We start from the raw sequence: 15,277 nt of genomic DNA, 5'->3' as shown, positions 1-15,277 counted from the left end.
CCGGCGGCGGTTCGGGGCGGGCCCTCAGCCCGGATCGACGGCTCGGGCGATGGCGAAGATCCGGGCGCAGCGTCCTGCCATGGCCTGGGGGGTCTGGTCGGGGTGCTCGATCCACCAGCGGACGAGGGTGGTGCACAGGCCGCGCCAGGCGTACTTGAGGGCGTCGGCGTCGAGGGGGTCGTCGGATCCGGTGCTGTGCAGCAGGTCGGCGGTGCCGGTGGCGGCGAGTTCGTCGATGGCGTCGCGGTAGTGGGCGGCGCGGTGGGCGGCCTCGCTGCCGGGCGGCAGCGAGGGGTCGTAGAGGACGAACCATGCCTCGCGCTGCCCGTCGAGGGCGTCGAAGAGGGCGCGCAGCACGCGCAGGGGTGTGGGGGGTGCGCCGTCGTCGTGGTCGGCCATGGCGGTCCGGACGGCTCTCAGCAGCCGGTCGCCGACCGGTTCGAGGCAGCCGAGGAAGAGGTCCTGTTTGCTGCCGAAGTACTGGTGCAGCAGGGGTTTGGTGACGCCCACCCGGGCGGCGACGACGGCCATGGTGGTGGCCTCGTAGCCGCGTCGGCCGAATTCCTCGGTGGCTGCAGCGAGAACCTGTCGTTCGCGCTCAGCCCTGGGCATGCCCTTGGTGCCGGCCCTGGTGGGAAGCATTGTCATACCAGTGATCTTACCCTAGGGTAATTTACTGATCGGTAAGTTCATCGGATCCCCCCTCGGGTCCCCCCTTGGATCCCTTCGGACCCCCTCGGAGCCGCCTCATGACGCCTGCCGCCGAGACCGTCCCCCGCCTCCGCTCCTGGTGGGGCTGGGGCTACGAGGACACCCAGCCCGACGAGGCCGAGTGCCTCGCGCTGGGCGCCCTGCTGCCGGGCACCCTGGCCCGCCCGCTGCCGGTCCCCCGGATCGCCGACCTCGCCATCGGCCGGCCCGCCGTGACGCCACCCCGCTCCCTCGCACGCCTCGTCAGCGGCGACCCCGGCGACCGTGCCGCTCACGCCATGGGCAAGGCCTACCGCGACATCGCCCGTGCGCTGCGCGGCCGCCCCGGCCGGATCCCCGACCTGGTCGCCCGCCCGACCGGCGACCAGGAGGTGGCGGACCTGCTCGACTGGGCCGGCGCGCACGGGGTGGCCGTCGTTCCCTTCGGCGGCGGGTCCTCGGTGGTCGGCGGGGTGGAGTACCGCGGCGACGCCCACCGCGCCGTACTGTCGCTCGACCTGACCTCGATGGACCGCGTCCTGGAGGTCGACCCGACCGGCCGTTCCGCCCGTATCCAGGCCGGGGCCCTCGGTCCCGTCCTGGAGGACCAGTTGCGGCCCCACGGCCTGACCCTACGCCACTTCCCGCAGAGCTTCGAGTTCTCCACCCTCGGCGGCTGGCTGGCCACCCGCGCGAGCGGCCACTACGCCACCGGGCGCACCCGCATCGACGACCTCGTGCAGTCGCTGCGCGTGGTCACCCCCGTCGGGACCAGCACGTCCTGGCGACTGCCGGCGTCCGGGGCCGGGCCCTCGCCCGACCGGCTCTTCCTCGGCTCCGAGGGCACCCTCGGCGTCATCACCGAGGCCTGGACACGGGTGCGGGAACGCCCCCGTCACAAGCTCTCCGCCGCACTGGCCTTCACCGACTTCCGGCGTGCGCTGGACGCCGTGCGCACCATCGCGCAGACCGACCTCGCCCCGGCCAACTGCCGGCTGCTCGACCCCGGCGAGGCCCTGTTCTCCGGCGCGTCGAAGGACGGTTCGAGTGTCCTGGTCCTGGGCTTCGAGTCCGCCCACGGGCCCGTCGACGGCCGGCTCGCCTCGGCCGTCGAGCTGGCCCGCGACCACGGCGGACGGGTCGGGGCGGACACCGGCGGCGGCGGCGCCGTGGGTGCCTGGCGCGCGGCGTTCCTGCGGATGCCCTACCTCCGCGACGGGCTGGCCCGGATGGGCGCCGTCGTCGAGACCTTCGAGACCGCCGCCACCTGGGACCGGATCCCCGCCCTGATCGAAGCCGTCCGCACCGAGGTCGGCGCCGCCGCCCGCGCGGCCACCGGACAGCCGGCCACCGTCAACTGCCGCCTCACCCATGTCTACCCCGACGGTGCCGCACCGTACTTCACCGTCGCGGTGGCCGGACGCCCGGGCGACGAGGTCGCCGTCTGGGACGACATCAAGGCCGCCGCCACCGACGTCCTGCACCGCCACCGCGCCACGGTCACCCACCACCACGCCGTCGGCCGCGACCACCGGCCCGGCTACGACCGCCAGCGTCCGGAACCGTTCGCCCTGGCCCTGCGCGCCGCCAAGGGCGCCCTCGACCCGCACGGCATCCTCAACCCCGGCGTGCTGCTCGACTGAACGGGGCCGCCGGGCAGTCGGTGTCGAACGGCTCCGGTCGGGACGAACACGAGAACCGAAGCGCCCGTGACCGCACCAGGTTCGGGTCTTCCGCCAGTTCGCCGGCCCGGCGGGCGGGAGGAAGACTTCCCGCCAGAGGCCGCGGCCGTTCCGAAGGTCGCCGCCATGGACAGGACTCAGGGGGGCCGACGATGAGCGGTCAGCTGTACGACGGGATCGGCGAGGCGTTCGAGGGTTTCAAGACCCTTCCGCTCGCCCGCTACGGGGAGGTGCCCGGCTTCCTCGGCCTGGTCGGCGACGTCGAGGGCAGGTCGGTCCTCGACCTCGCCTCCGGAACCGGCTTCTACAGCCGGGAGTTCAAGCGCCGCGGCGCCTCCCGCGTCCTCGGCGTCGACATCTCCACCGCGATGGTCGAGGCGGCCCGGGCGCGGGAGGAGGACGAGCCGCTGGGCGTGCGCTACGAGCTCGGCGACGTCGCGGAACTGCGCGCGTTCGAGGAGCCCTTCGACATCGCGGTCGCCGTCCAGTTGTTCAACTACGCCGACGGTGTCGCCACCATCGAGCGGATGTGCCGCAACATCCACCGGAGCCTGGCGCCCGGGGCCGAGTTCTTCGCCTTCGGGCAGCACCCGGAGTACCGCTTCGACGGACCGTCCCTGGCCAAGTACGGCTTTCTCTGCGAATCGCTCGGCGAGGACTCCGAGATCGGACCCCGGGTGAGGATCACCGCACTCCTCGATCCGCCGATCTCCTTCGTCGCGAACCCGCCCGGCCGCGAGGTCTACGAGCGGAGCCTGCGGGCGGCCGGGTTCACCGGGATCACCTGGGTCCCGCTCGAGATCTCGGCGGCCGGTGTGCGGGAGTACGGCGAGGAGTTCTGGGACGACTTCGCCGCCAACCCCCCGCTGACGATGCTGCGCTGCCGCGCCTGACCCCGGGCGGGCCGGGCGCCTTCCGGTCCTTCCTCGGCCGCCTGACGGCAGAGGGAGGACCGGGGACCCGTGCCGGACCGACAGAGATGCGGCCCGGACCGGTGGCGGCGATGCTGAGAAGGTCGGTATTCCCTCGACCTCACGAGAGGACGCCCGCCGTGTCCGATGAGATCGCTCCGAGGACGGACAAGTCGTGCGGCGGTTCCCGCACCCTGCCGATCAGCGAGTCGTTCACCGCCTCCACGACGGTGACCATGTTCTCGCCCGCGTTTCGCGCTTCCGCGGGCACCGTGATCAACGTTCAACTGCTGGCGGAACTGGACGACCCCAATGGAATCCCCGGCAACGGGTCGGTGGGCGTCACCGTGCACCAGTGCTGCGACGTGGTGGACTCCCAGATCTCGCAGCAGCAGACGATCGGCAGGATCGGACCGCCGGGATCGCCCGAAGCCACTTCGTTGAGCGTGGCGCTGTTCGACGCCTGCAACCTCTCGACTCACCCCGACGGCGACGACAGCCAGTTCGTCTACTACCTCCGCCTGAGGATCAGCGACAGCTTCGACCGGGTCAAGCTGTCCTACTCGATCACCTGAGGCGCCCCGGGCTCCGGGCTCAGAGCCCGAGGTCGGTCAGCCCCGGGTGGTCGTCGGGGCGGCGGCCGAGCGGCCAGCGGAAGAGCCGCTCGGCCTCGGTGATGGGCAGATCGTTGATCGACGCGTGCCGGTGCGCCATCAGGCCGTCCTGGTCGAACGCCCAGTTCTCGTTGCCGTAGGAGCGGTACCACTGGCCGGAGTCGTCGTGCCACTCGTACGCGAAGCGGACCGCGATGCGGTCGGCGGTGTGCGCCCAGAGCTCCTTGACCAGCCGGTACTCGTGCTCACGCCGCCACTTGCGGGTGAGGAGGGCGGCGATCTCCGCACGCCCGGTGACGAACTCGGCGCGGTTTCGCCACCGACTGTCGGGCGTGTAGGCGAGCGGGACCCGCTGCGGGTCCCGGGTGTTCCAGCCGTCCTCGGCCGCCCGCACCTTCACGCGGGCGGTCTCCTCGGTGAACGGGGGCAGGGGCGGGCGCTGCTCGGACATGCCGGTCTCCTTCTGGGGATGACGCCGGAGTCGGGCGAGAACGATCGTTCTCACCATGTCCGCTACCCTATGAGAACCATGGTTCTCATGTAAAGGACAGGGCTGATGGACACCGACGCCGCACGCACCCGGATCCTCGACGCGGCCGAGGAGCTGTTCTACGCACAGGGCGTCCAGACGGTCGGCATGGACGCCGTCCGCACCGCCGCCGGCGTCACCCTGCGCCGCCTCTACCAGCTCTTCCCCTCCAAGGACGACCTCGTCGAGGGCTATCTGGACCGCCGCGACCGGCGGTGGCTCGCCGACCTCGCCGACCATGTGGACGCGGCCGCCGGCACTCCGGGCGAGCGGGTGCTCGCCGTGTACGACTGGCTCGCCGACTGGTTCTTCCGGCCCGGCTTCCGGGGCTGCGCCTTCGTCAACTCCTACGGCGAACTCGGCGCCACGGCGCCCGGTGTCGCCGCCGCGGCGCGCCGGCACAAGGAGGCCCTCCGCGACTACCTCACCGGACTCGCCGACGAGGCCGGAGGCCCGGCCGGCACCGGGGTCCGCCTGGCCCTGCTCGCCGAGGGGGCGATCACCCTCGCCGCCCTCACCCGCACCCCGGCCCCCGCCGCAGAGGCCCGGGAGGTCGCCCGGCTGCTCCTCGCGAACTCCAGTACGGGTGTTGGCACGAACGACGGTACGGGCACCGGCGCGAACGCCGGCGCGCGGGTCTGAGGACGCCCCGGCAGGACGCCCCGGCCGCTCACACGGTGAGCCGCCGGGCCGAGGCCCGGATCGGGTCGGGGAGTTCGGTGCGTCCGCGCAGGTGGCGGTCCACGGCGGCGGCGGCCGAGCGGCCCTCGGCGATCGCCCACACGATCAGCGACTGACCGCGCCCCGCGTCGCCCGCGACGAACACGCCGGCCGTCCCGGCGGCGAAGCCGTCGTCCCGGGCGAAGGCGCCGTCCGGGCCGACCGTGAGGCCGAGCCGGGCGGTCAGCCAGGGCTCCGGCTCGGGGCCGGTGAAGCCGAGCGCGAGCAGGGCCAGTTCGGCCGGGACGCTGCGCTCGCTGCCCGCCCGGGGCCCTCGGTCGGGCGATTCGGCGTCCGCGTCGGCGAAGCGGACCGCGGCGAGACGTCCGTCCGGGCCGGACTCGAAGGCGACCGTGGTGGCGGCGAACACCCGGACCCCGTCCCCGGAGGCGTCGGCCTCCTCGTGCGAGGTGGTCTCCCGGTGGACCTTGGGGTGGACCGGCCAGGGCTGTCCGGGGGCCCGGCGCGCGGGCGGGCGCGGGTTGATGTCGAGCTGGGTGACGGCCGCCGCCCGCTGCCGCAGCGCGGTGCCGAGGCAGTCCGCCGCGGTGTCACCACCGCCGACGATCACCACCCGGAGGCCTTCGGCCGACAGCGGCGCGGTCCGCAGCTCGCCCTCGTCGACCCGGTTCGCGCCGGTCAGGTAGGCCATCGCCTGGTGGACGCCCGGGAGCCCGGAGCCAGGCACCGGCAGTCCGCGTCGGCGACCGGCTCCGACGGCGACCACCAGCGCGTCGCACTCGGCCCGCAGCTCCTCGGCCGCGAGGTCCCGGCCGACGCACAGGCCGGTGCGGAACGCGGTGCCCTCGGCCCGCATCTGGTCGAGCCGGCGGTCCAGCCGGTGCTTCTCCAGCCGGAACGGCGGGATGCCGTAGCGCAGCAGCCCGCCGGGGCGGTCGGCCCGCTCGTACACCGTGGTGGTGTGGCCGGCCCGGGTGAGCTGCTGGGCGGCGGCGAGGCCGGCGGGACCGGAGCCGACCACCGCCACCCGGCGGCCCGTGGTGCGGGCCGGTGGCTGCGGGAGGTCCCAGCCCTCCTCCCAGGCGCGGTCGGCGAGGGCCAGCTCGATGTTCTTGATCGTGACGGGCGCCCCGCCGTCGACGGCCAGCACACAGGCGCTCTCACAGGGGGCCGGGCAGAGCCGCCCGGTGAACTCGGGGAAGTTGTTGGTCGCCAGCAGTCGCGCGGCCGCGGCCCGCCAGCCGTCCAGGGCCACCAGCCCGTTCCAGTCCGGGACGAGGTTGCCGAGCGGGCAGGCGCTGTGGCAGAACGGCAGCCCGCAGTCCATGCAGCGGGCGGCCTGCCCGCCGACGATCGGCAGCAAGGACCCCGGGCGGTACACCTCCCGCCAGTCGTCGAGCCGCTCCCGCGCGTCCCGTCGCGCGCGCTCCGCGCGCGGGGTGGTGAGGAAGGCCATCCGGTCTGGTGCCATCGCGGCCTCCGGCAGGGCGTGCCGACACGGGCCGGCGGCACCCCGGCGGACGCGCCACCGTGTGGCCACGCTACGCCCGCGAACGGCCTACGGGAAGCAGCCTCCGGGAAGCGGCCTGCGGAGTGCACCGGGGACCGGGTCGCTCCTCGGGCCGGCCACCGGGGGTGGGGAACTCCGGCCGGTGGGAACAGGAAGGTCAGTCCGTCCGGACGATCGCCGCCGGGGCGAGGGTCATCCCCAGCCAGCCGAGAACGGGGAAGGCCAGGGTGGCGGCGAGTGGCAGCTGCGACGGCACGAGGGCGAGGCTGCCTGCGAACGCCGTCACGGCGGTGAAGCCGCCCATGGCGACGGCGAAGGAGGCCACGCGGGCGATGGAGCGCGTCCAGGTCAGACCGATGACGGTGAGCGCGGCTCCCAGACCGACCAGAAGAGCCACCTCCAGGGATGCCGTCCAGGCCGTGCCCGAGTTAGGGGTGCGTGCCCCGCCGTGGGAGACCTCGGCCACCGTCCCCCGGTAGAGCGTCAGGTCCACCTCCGCGCCGACCTCCGTGGCGTGGTAGAGGTCCGAGTCGACCGTGTAGCGGTGCGGGGAGCCCGCCCCACCTGCCACGGTCAGCGTGAAAACGGCGTCCTCGCCGACGTAACCGGCTCGCCTTTCGGTCACCTTTCCGGTCTCGTGCCGCACGCAGTCCGCGCCGGGTGCGTGCGCCGCCGTCCCGCACACCGGGGCGGTGCGGTAGGCGCTCGCCTCGTCGTTCGCGTCGACGAACCGGCTGAAGCCGAGCACCGTGGTGGCGAGTCCGGCGAGGAGGAAGAGGCCGTGTGCCAAGGCGAGGGCGACCTTCCCGCCGGCGGGCCGGCGCCGGGCCGGCGGCTTCGCGTCCCTGGTCCGAGCGTTCATCGTTACCCCCACCGATCATGTCCACCGGCATCTCCCCGATGCCCGACAGGGATGATTCCTGGGATACGGGCGACCGGAACGCGAACCGATGCCCTTGTGGCGAAGTTGTCGAGATCGCGGCCCGCCGGGCGCCGCGGGGGTCCGACCGCCCGGGCGGCTGCCAGGGTGGAGCCCGGGCGGCCGCCCGGAGGAAGCGGTCGCGCGGTCGAGGGGAGCGATCGGATGGTCGGGCCGGGAGCAGCGGGCCGCGGCCCCGCGCGGGCGGCGGTGGCGGCGGCCCTGGAGCGCGCCGCCGCTGCCGCGCACCTCAATGCCTTCATCACCCTCGACGCCGAGGGGGCGCGGGCCGAGGCGGCCCGCCACGACCGGCGCGGCGGCGGCCCCCGCCGCTGGTGTCTCGCCGTCAAGGACAACATCCATGTCGCGGGCCTGCCCAGCACGGCGGGCACCCCCGCGCTCGCCGGGTTCGTCCCCGCCGCCGACGCGCCCGTCGTCGCGGCGCTGCGCGCGGCCGGCGCGATCGTCCTGGGCAAGACCAACATGCACGAACTGGCGCTCGGGGTCACCTCCGCCAACCCCACCTTCGGCGCGGTCGGCAACGGCGCCGACCCGGCCCTGTTCGCGGGCGGCAGCAGCGGCGGTACGGCCGCCGCGGTGGCCTCGGGCATCGTGGACGCCGGGCTGGGCACCGACACCGGCGGGTCCGTCGGCATCCCGGCCGCGCTCAACGGGATCTACGGCCTGCGCCCGAGCGCCGGGCGCTACCCCTCGGCCGGTGTCACCCCCCTGTCGGTCACCCGGGACACCCCCGGGCCGACGGCGCGCACCCTGGACCTGCTGTGCGCCCTGGATGCCTTCGTCACCGGCCGCGCCGGAGCCGCGCCGCCCCCGGACCGCACGCTCCGGCTCGGCCTGCCGAGGCACGTGTTCACCGAGGACCTGGAGGCCCCGGTCCGGGCGGCCTGGGAGGCGGCCGTGGACCGGCTCGGCACGGCGCGGACCGTCTGGGTCCCGGTCGACACCGGGCACCTGGTCGAGTACGACGCCCGGGCCGGGATGTACCTGGTGCTCGGGGAGTTCGCCGCCGCCTTCGACCGGTACCTCGCCGGGCACCGCGTCGGGCGCACCACCTCCGAGGTCCTCGACGCGGCGGCCGACCCGGCCGTCGCGGAGCTGCTCGGGGCCGCCGCGCTGCCCACCGGCCCGGCGTACGCGGGACCGGCCGCGCTGCGCGGGGCGGTCGCGGAGCGCCGCGCGATGCAGGCCGCCTACGCCGAACTCTTCGCGGCGAACGGCGTGGACGCGATCCTCGCCCCCACCGTGCCGGTGTGCGCCCGGCCGCTGCACCGGAACGAGGAGTCGCTGCCCCTCAACGGCCGGGACGTGCCCACGTTCGCCACGCTGATCCGCAACACCTCTCCCCCGGCCACCGCGGGGCTGCCCTCGGTCACGGTGCCGCTCCCGGTCGACGGCTCACCGCCGGTCGGCCTCCAGTTGGTCGGACCGCGCGGCGGCGACCGGGTGCTGCTGGCCGTCGCCGCCCGGATCGACGCCCTGCTGCGGCGGCGGGAGGCCGGGAGCGCTGGCCCGTGACGGGGCCGGGGGCTCGGGTGTCGGGGCCGACCCTCGGGCCCTCCCCTGGCGCGCCGCCCATTCGGGTGACAATGCGCGGCCGACGCCCCCCGACCGGGCAGACTGCCCGTTAGCCGTCGCGACCGGCGGGACGGCCGCATCCCGTTCGATCGCCCACGCACCACGGATCCGGGGTACCCACCCGGCGCCGCCGTCGCGCCCGACCTCGCTCCGCCGCCACTGCCCTGCCCCGACTCCCTTGCCCCGAACGTCAACTGTTGACCGATCAGTCGGCGACCGGGGCCGTCCAGCGAAAGGCGCCCCCGATGTTCGACTCCAGTTTCGCGTTCCCCCGGGCCCTGCTGAACCCGGTGGCCGGCCCCGGCGGCCGGGTGGTGGTGATCGGCGCGGGCATCGCCGGGCTGGTGTGCGCGTACGAGCTGCAGCGGCGCGGCTTCGACGTCGTGGTCTACGAACGCGGCAACCGCCCGGGCGGCCGGGTGCGCACGCACCGGTTCTGGGACGGCACCCACGCCGACCTCGGCGCGATGCGCATCCCCGCGAACCACCACTGCGTGCTCCACTACGTGAACCGCTTCCGGCTGCCGACCCGGCCGTTCGTCAACTGCAATCCGAGGGCCTACTACCATCTGCGCGGCCGTCGGGTCCGGGTCGAGGACGTCGCGTCCCTGTTCCCCGCCTTCGCCCTGCGGCCGGAGGAGCGCCACCAGCCGTCCGCCCTGCTGGAGCGGATCCTCGGCCCGGTCTGGCAGGGCTTCACCACCGAGCAGCAGCGCCTCGCGCTGGACGGCCACTGGGACGACCCCGCGCTGGAGCGCGCGGCCTCGGTGTCCCTCTGGCAGTTCGTCCACGACCACCTCTCCCAGGACGCCTGGGACCTCTACGGCCATGCCAGCGGCCTCGCCCACTACGAGCAGTCCTCGCTGCTGGAGGTGCTGGTCGACTACTTCGGCCTCTTCCACCGCGGCCAGGTCGAACTCACCGACGGCCTCGACTCCCTGGTGCACGCCTTCGTCCACGCCCTGCGTCCCGGCACCCTGCGGCTGTCCAGCCGGATCGACGAGCTCGCGTCGACCGCGGACGGCGTACGGGTGCGCGGACGCCGGATCGGAGGCCGGCTCGACGACACCGCGGACTTCGTGGTCTGCTGCGTCCCGGCCCCCGCGCTCGACCAGATCACCGTCGTCCCCGGCCTGCCGCACGCCCAGCGCCACGCCGTGCGCGGCATCAGCTACGCCAGCAGCTCCAAGACCGTGCTGCACGTGACCCGCCGCCGCTGGGAGAGCGAGGACGGCATCCACGGCGGCGGAAGCTTCACCGATCTGCCGATCCAGCAGGTCTGGTACCCCTCCGACAACGCGGTGCGCACCGACGGCGGCATCAACGGCTTCGGCACACCGCGCTGGGGCGCCCGCGACCCACTGCGGTCGGCGGAGCCCGCCGCCCTGCTCGGCGCCTACCTGTGGGGGGCCAACGCCCGCCGCTTCGCCGCGCTGGACCAGTCCGACCGGGAAGCCCTGGTACTGGAGTGCCTGGAGCGGCTCCACCCCGGGATCACCTCGGACGTCGACGACATCGTCCACTGCAACTGGGACGTGCAGACCGGCATGGGCGGTGGCGCGTTCGCCCATCTGACCCCCGGCGAGCACACCCGCTACCTGTCGGTGCTCGGCGCCCCGCACCCGGCCGGGCGGCCCCGGATCTTCTTCGCGGGCGAGCACCTGTCCGGCGCCCACGCCTGGTGCCAGGGCGCGGCGCAGTCCGCGCTCGGCGCGGTCGGCGCCCTGCTGGAACACGCCCGGCACCCCCGGGGCACGGCCGCGGCGCCCACCCGATGAGCCCGCGCGAACCACTCGGCCGCGCCGAACTGCGGTCCCTGGTCAGCGCCGCCCCGCACGCCACCGAGCAGGTCGGTGTGGAGGTCGAATGCGGGCTGCTCGACCCGGTCACCGGCATCGGCGCCCGCTACCACGGGCCGAGCGGCGTCCACGCCGTGCTGTCGGCGGTGCTGCGGCAGTGGGGCGGCGAACCCGAACTCGACACCGGCCGGCTGACCGGCGTCCGGCTGCCCGACGGCAGTAGCGTCACCCTGGAGCACGGCGGCCAGATCGAGTACTCCTCGACACCGGCCCCGGGTGTCGGCAAGGCCATGGACGAGGTCCGGGCGGCGCTGGAGCGGCTCGCCGACCTGGCCGCCGGGTTCGGCCTGGCCCTCGTCCCGGGCGGCAACCTGCCCTTCGGCCGGCTCGCCGACGTGGAATGGGTGCCGATGACCCGCGGCGCCGTCATGCGCCGCTACTTCGACGACCTCGGCCCGGCCGGGGCCCGGGCGCCGTACGTGATGGCGCTGTCGCTGTCGACCCAGGTCACCCTCGACTTCCTCGACCCCGGGGACTTCGGCCGGAAGCTGCGGATGCAGACGGCCGCCGCCCCCGTCGTCTCCGCCCTGCTCGTCAACTCGCCGCTGCACGAGGGCCGCCCGTGCGGCCTGCTGTCGCACCGCTCCTGGTCCTGGCTGCGGATGGACCCGCGCCGCCACGGTCTGCTGCCGCCCGCGCTGCGGCCCGACGTGGGCGCCGACGACATCGTCGACTGGGCGCTCGGCATCCCGCTGATCCACTACCGGACCACCGACGGCCGCTACCAGCGCGCACCCGGCGGCACCTTCGCCGACCTGATCCGCGACGGCCTGGACGACGGCACCGCGCCCACCCTCGACCACTGGGCCGGCCACCTCTCCCAGCTGTGGACCGACACCCGGGTCCGGCGCACCCTGGAGCTCCGCGGCGCCGACGGCCCGCCCTGGCCCCACCTCGCCGCGCTGCCCGCCCTGTGGACCGGCCTCACCTACCATCCGGCGTCCTGCCTGGCCGCCTGGGAACTCCTCCAACACCACACCGCCGGGGAGCACCGGGCCGCCCGCGCCCGGCTGCCCGCCCACGGCCTCGACACCCGCCTCGGCGACACCCCCGTGCACCCGTCGGCCGTCGAACTGCTCCGGCTCGCCCGGGCCGGCCTCCACGCCCGGGTCGCGGCCGGCCTGGAACCTCCGCACGTCCCCGCGCTCCTCGACCCGCTCGACGAGATCGCCGCCACCGGCCGCACCTTCGCCGCCCAGTGCCTCGACCGCTGGCACGGCGACCTCCGCGCCGACCCGGCGCGCTATGTCGCCGCGCACCGCGTCTGACCCTCCGTGCCGCCGGGGCGGTGTCGGGGCGGTGTTCGCCACCCGGCTACCGGGCGGCGGGGGCGTCCCCACCGTCGCCGGGGACGGCGGAGCCGAACCGCCACGCCTCGATGTCGCGGTAGCGGATCGGCCCGGGGCCCCGGCCGGTGTTGCTGCCGACGAGGTGCAGGCGTTCGGTCGGCCACGGCCGCCCCTCGAAGCCGGTGAGCCCGGCCGCGGCCAGCGGGACGCTGGTGGCATCGTCGCGGCGGGAGCGGGCCAGGGTCAGGTGGGGGCGCAGCGGGCGGTCCCTGAAGGTGATGCCGCAGGAGCCGACCACCTCGCGGACGTCGGCGGCGAGGGCGTGCAGTCCCTCCAGGTCGCCGTCGATCCCGCTCCACAGCAGTCGCCCGTCGAAGTGGCCGCCGCCGCGCAGGCGCAGGTCCAGTGCGGGGCGCGACGCCGCCGGGGCGGCCAGTGCCGTGCGCAGTGGGGGCACCGCCGTGGCGGGCAGTTCGCCGAGGAAGGCCAGGGTGATGTGCCAGTCCTCGATCCGGTTCCACCGCAGCCCCGGGAAGGTCTCGTAGGCGGGGCGCAGGGCCCGGGCCAGTTCGTCCTTGGCGTCGTCGGGCGGGGCCAGGGCCACGAAGACGCGCAGGGTCGAGGGCTCGGGGTGATCGTTCACGAAGGGGAGGTTAGCCCAGGCCGGAGCGGCCTCGCCCACCGGTGCCCGGGGTCCGGTCGGCGCTGGGGAGGGGTGGGGTCGGCGGGGGGCGGGGTGGGCTTGCCGCCGGGGCGCTGTCGTCCGCGCGTGGAGCCGCGGGCGACCGTACCTGGCCGGGAGAGGGCGGCCGGGGCCTGCGCCGGCCCGGATTCGACCGGGTCGCGACCGGATCCGACCGGGGGATTCCGCGCGGTCCGGAACGGCCGGTACGCGCCCACCAGGGCGGTACGGTTCTGCTCAACGGCCTTTTCCCGTAATGGGGTTGCCCCACCCAGTGGTAGGACACCGAGTGGGGCGCACGGGTCGATCACGGAAGATGAGGCACACCTGTGTATGACCGACCCTCCCGGGAGCAGGCGGACCTGCCCCCGGTGATCGCCCACGCTAGCAGGGGCGACAGCGCCCCCACGGGATTTCGCGGCCTGTGCGCCACCCCGGTCGGGCCCGACTCGACCGGCCGACCGTCCTGTTCGCGGCCGACCGGGCGGCGGGCGCCGACGGCGCGGCCGGGCGGGAACGCGTCGCGGTGATTCCCGGCCTGCTGGGAGCGGGCCGGGCCGCCCGGACCGGACCGCGTCCGGACCGCCGGACCCGCCGGACCCGCCGCCGCTGAGCGGATCGCACCCGGCTCCCTTCCGGTGGAGGACGGTCGACGCGCGCCCCCGACCCGGAACTCCGGCCCCGGCGCGCGCCCCGCGCGCCACGCGCACCTCACCAGCCACTCGGCTGCCCCCGCACGCCTGCGACCCGACCCCGATCGGAGGAATGGTGCCCAATCCGCCCCGTCCGCACAGGCCGCCCCGTCCGCACAGGCCCGCGACCGACCCGGTCGGCTACGCGGCCTTCGTCCAACTCCACCGCCACAGCTACGAGCGGTACGCCCGTGCCCGCCTGGGCGACCGCTCGCTGGCGACGACGGTCGTCGCCCAGGTCCTGCGCCGGGCCGAGCTGAGCTGGAGCGCGGCGCTCCGCGGGGACCCCGCCGCCTTCACCTGGGGGGTGCTGCGGGACAGCGTCACGACGGCCCGCGGCGAGGCCGCCGACGCCCCGGCGGACGACCTGCACCGCGCGCTGCCCGACCGGCAGGCCGACGCCGCGCTCCTGCACGAGCGGCTGGGCCTCGAACCCAAGGCCGCCGCGGCGCTGATGGGTCTGGGCGAGCCCGAGTTGCAGGTCCAACTCCGGTCCGCCCGCCGGATCCTGGCCGGACTCGACCCCGGCGGCCGGAACGGGGGTGCATAGGGCCTGCCCTTCGGACCGCGCCGGTCCCACCGTGGCGCACCCGGCCGCTCCCCCGCGGACGCCGGTGCGCCACGGCATCGCCATGCCCCGCCACAGTTCACCCACCCGGGTAGTTTCAACGGCGTTCGGGTCGACCTAGGATGACGTGCCATCACAATGGCTTGTCGACGAGGGACTTGGGCAGACACCGACTTCGGCGGACACAAAGGGGGCACCGTGAACGATGCGAGGGCCGAATCGCGGGAACCTTATGTTGACGCGGACACGCCCAGTGCGGCGCGGATGTACGACTACCTCCTGGGCGGGCACTACAACTACCCGTGCGACCGCGAGGCCTGCGACCAGCTGCTGGTGACCGCCCCCAGCACCCGGGAGCTGGCCCTCAACAACCGGGCCTTCCTGGAGCGGGTGGTGCGCCACATCGCCCGGCGGCACGGGATCAGGCAGTTCCTCGACCACGGCTCCGGCCTGCCCACGCAGAACAATGTGCACCAGGTCGCCCAGAGCGTCGATCCGGACTGCAAGGTGGTCTACATCGACAACGACCCGCTGGTCCTCGGCTACGGACGCGCGTTCCTGGAGGAGAACCGGAACGTGCTCATCCTGCCCTCGGACATGCGGGAGACCGCGGCCATCGCGGCCGACGCGGCGAAGATCATCGACTTCAACCGGCCGGTGGCCGCGCTGTTCGTGTCCGTGCTCCACTGCGTCCCCGACGACGACCGGGGGAACCCGCGCAGGATGGTCGAGGACACCGTGCGCCTGCTCGCCCCCGGCAGCGTCGTGGTGATCTGCCAGCTCGTGAGCGAGGACGCCCGGATCCGCGACGCGGTCACCGAGCTGATGCGGGAACAGACCGGCGGCCGCTGGGGCCGGGTGCGGACCCAGGCCGAGGTGGCCGAACTCTTCACCGTCCCCCGCCTCCGGATCGAGGAGGAGGTCGGCCTGCTCGACGTCACGGACTGGCGGCCGGACACGGAACTGGTCCGACGTCAGGCCACCCAGGAGTGGATCGAGTTCGGGGGCCTGGCCACCGTCGACTGAGACCGCCGCCCCCGGCGGGGCCGGGGCGG

General features: G+C 74.8%; 15 protein-coding genes. 10 read left to right on the top strand and 5 right to left on the bottom strand.

Annotation, left to right across the window (positions count from 1 at the left end; all coding sequences use genetic code 11):
* Positions 1 to 24: 24 nt before the first annotated feature.
* The gene (locus SM793_RS17240; protein ID WP_320439072.1) at positions 25 to 648 is read right to left on the bottom strand and encodes a TetR/AcrR family transcriptional regulator; all 624 of its coding nucleotides are present in this window, start codon (positions 646 to 648) and stop codon (positions 25 to 27) included.
* A 101-nt stretch (positions 649 to 749) separates the two neighbouring features.
* On the opposite strand from SM793_RS17240, the gene SM793_RS17235 reads away from it, so the two are divergent.
* The 3 genes from SM793_RS17235 (at position 750) to SM793_RS17225 (ending at position 3,858) form a co-directional block, all read left to right on the top strand.
* Complete coding sequence (locus SM793_RS17235) at positions 750 to 2,333, top strand: FAD-binding oxidoreductase (RefSeq protein WP_320439071.1); 1,584 nt, start codon at positions 750 to 752, stop codon at positions 2,331 to 2,333.
* Between the two features lie 191 nt (positions 2,334 to 2,524).
* Complete coding sequence (locus SM793_RS17230) at positions 2,525 to 3,265, top strand: class I SAM-dependent methyltransferase (protein ID WP_320439070.1); 741 nt, start codon at positions 2,525 to 2,527, stop codon at positions 3,263 to 3,265.
* 158 nt (positions 3,266 to 3,423) lie between these two features.
* Positions 3,424 to 3,858, top strand: coding sequence for a hypothetical protein (locus tag SM793_RS17225; RefSeq protein ID WP_320439069.1), 435 nt, complete (start codon positions 3,424 to 3,426; stop codon positions 3,856 to 3,858).
* 19 nt (positions 3,859 to 3,877) lie between these two features.
* On the opposite strand, the gene SM793_RS17220 is transcribed toward SM793_RS17225, so the two are convergent.
* A complete protein-coding gene (locus tag SM793_RS17220; RefSeq protein WP_320439068.1) occupies positions 3,878 to 4,348 on the bottom strand; it encodes a nuclear transport factor 2 family protein in 471 nt (156 codons plus the stop codon).
* Between the two features lie 105 nt (positions 4,349 to 4,453).
* On the opposite strand from SM793_RS17220, the gene SM793_RS17215 reads away from it, so the two are divergent.
* Positions 4,454 to 5,068 (top strand): TetR/AcrR family transcriptional regulator, encoded by a 615-nt coding sequence (locus SM793_RS17215; protein WP_320439067.1) that lies wholly within the window; start codon positions 4,454 to 4,456, stop codon positions 5,066 to 5,068.
* Positions 5,069 to 5,096: 28 nt separating this feature from the next.
* Here SM793_RS17215 and SM793_RS17210 read toward each other — a convergent pair whose 3' ends face one another.
* Complete coding sequence (locus SM793_RS17210; protein WP_320439066.1) at positions 5,097 to 6,578, bottom strand: glutamate synthase subunit beta; 1,482 nt, start codon at positions 6,576 to 6,578, stop codon at positions 5,097 to 5,099.
* Positions 6,579 to 6,774: 196 nt separating this feature from the next.
* Entirely contained in the window at positions 6,775 to 7,479 is a 705-nt protein-coding gene (locus SM793_RS17205; RefSeq protein ID WP_320439065.1) for a hypothetical protein, read from the bottom strand.
* Positions 7,480 to 7,701: 222 nt separating this feature from the next.
* On the opposite strand from SM793_RS17205, the gene SM793_RS17200 reads away from it, so the two are divergent.
* From SM793_RS17200 to SM793_RS17190, 3 genes are all read left to right on the top strand, one after another.
* Complete coding sequence (locus SM793_RS17200) at positions 7,702 to 9,072, top strand: amidase family protein (RefSeq protein ID WP_320439064.1); 1,371 nt, start codon at positions 7,702 to 7,704, stop codon at positions 9,070 to 9,072.
* A 305-nt stretch (positions 9,073 to 9,377) separates the two neighbouring features.
* The gene (locus SM793_RS17195; protein ID WP_320439063.1) at positions 9,378 to 10,910 is read left to right on the top strand and encodes an NAD(P)/FAD-dependent oxidoreductase; all 1,533 of its coding nucleotides are present in this window, start codon (positions 9,378 to 9,380) and stop codon (positions 10,908 to 10,910) included.
* Positions 10,907 to 12,259, top strand: coding sequence for a glutamate-cysteine ligase family protein (locus SM793_RS17190; protein WP_320439062.1), 1,353 nt, complete (start codon positions 10,907 to 10,909; stop codon positions 12,257 to 12,259). Before SM793_RS17195 ends, SM793_RS17190 begins: the two co-directional genes overlap by 4 nt.
* Before the next feature lie 46 nt (positions 12,260 to 12,305).
* On the opposite strand, the gene thpR is transcribed toward SM793_RS17190, so the two are convergent.
* On the bottom strand, positions 12,306 to 12,923 hold the full coding sequence (thpR, locus tag SM793_RS17185) for an RNA 2',3'-cyclic phosphodiesterase (protein WP_320439061.1): 618 nt from the start codon (positions 12,921 to 12,923) through the stop codon (positions 12,306 to 12,308).
* 463 nt (positions 12,924 to 13,386) lie between these two features.
* On the opposite strand from thpR, the gene SM793_RS17180 reads away from it, so the two are divergent.
* The 3 genes from SM793_RS17180 (at position 13,387) to SM793_RS17170 (ending at position 15,248) form a co-directional block, all read left to right on the top strand.
* Entirely contained in the window at positions 13,387 to 13,575 is a 189-nt protein-coding gene (locus SM793_RS17180; RefSeq protein ID WP_320439060.1) for a hypothetical protein, read from the top strand.
* A 155-nt stretch (positions 13,576 to 13,730) separates the two neighbouring features.
* Positions 13,731 to 14,204, top strand: a complete 474-nt coding sequence (locus SM793_RS17175; RefSeq protein ID WP_320439059.1) for a hypothetical protein — start codon at positions 13,731 to 13,733, stop codon at positions 14,202 to 14,204.
* A gap of 216 nt (positions 14,205 to 14,420) precedes the next feature.
* A complete protein-coding gene (locus tag SM793_RS17170; protein ID WP_320439058.1) occupies positions 14,421 to 15,248 on the top strand; it encodes an SAM-dependent methyltransferase in 828 nt (275 codons plus the stop codon).
* The last annotated feature ends 29 nt before the right edge of the window (positions 15,249 to 15,277 follow it).

It is taken from the genome of Kitasatospora purpeofusca (assembly GCF_034043715.1).
GTDB classification, from domain to species: domain Bacteria; phylum Actinomycetota; class Actinomycetes; order Streptomycetales; family Streptomycetaceae; genus Kitasatospora; species Kitasatospora purpeofusca_A.
This window is presented reverse-complemented; position numbering and strand designations above follow the sequence as displayed.

Coding starts and splice junctions, on each gene's coding strand:
- SM793_RS17230 (WP_320439070.1), top strand. CDS start 2,525: ATGAGCGGTCAGCTGTACGACGGGATCGGCGAGGCGTTCGAGGGTTTC.
- SM793_RS17235 (WP_320439071.1), top strand. CDS start 750: ATGACGCCTGCCGCCGAGACCGTCCCCCGCCTCCGCTCCTGGTGGGGC.
- SM793_RS17210 (WP_320439066.1), bottom strand. CDS start 6,578: ATGGCACCAGACCGGATGGCCTTCCTCACCACCCCGCGCGCGGAGCGC.
- SM793_RS17195 (WP_320439063.1), top strand. CDS start 9,378: ATGTTCGACTCCAGTTTCGCGTTCCCCCGGGCCCTGCTGAACCCGGTG.
- SM793_RS17200 (WP_320439064.1), top strand. CDS start 7,702: ATGGTCGGGCCGGGAGCAGCGGGCCGCGGCCCCGCGCGGGCGGCGGTG.
- SM793_RS17215 (WP_320439067.1), top strand. CDS start 4,454: ATGGACACCGACGCCGCACGCACCCGGATCCTCGACGCGGCCGAGGAG.
- SM793_RS17190 (WP_320439062.1), top strand. CDS start 10,907: ATGAGCCCGCGCGAACCACTCGGCCGCGCCGAACTGCGGTCCCTGGTC.
- SM793_RS17205 (WP_320439065.1), bottom strand. CDS start 7,479: ATGAACGCTCGGACCAGGGACGCGAAGCCGCCGGCCCGGCGCCGGCCC.
- SM793_RS17220 (WP_320439068.1), bottom strand. CDS start 4,348: ATGTCCGAGCAGCGCCCGCCCCTGCCCCCGTTCACCGAGGAGACCGCC.
- SM793_RS17240 (WP_320439072.1), bottom strand. CDS start 648: ATGACAATGCTTCCCACCAGGGCCGGCACCAAGGGCATGCCCAGGGCT.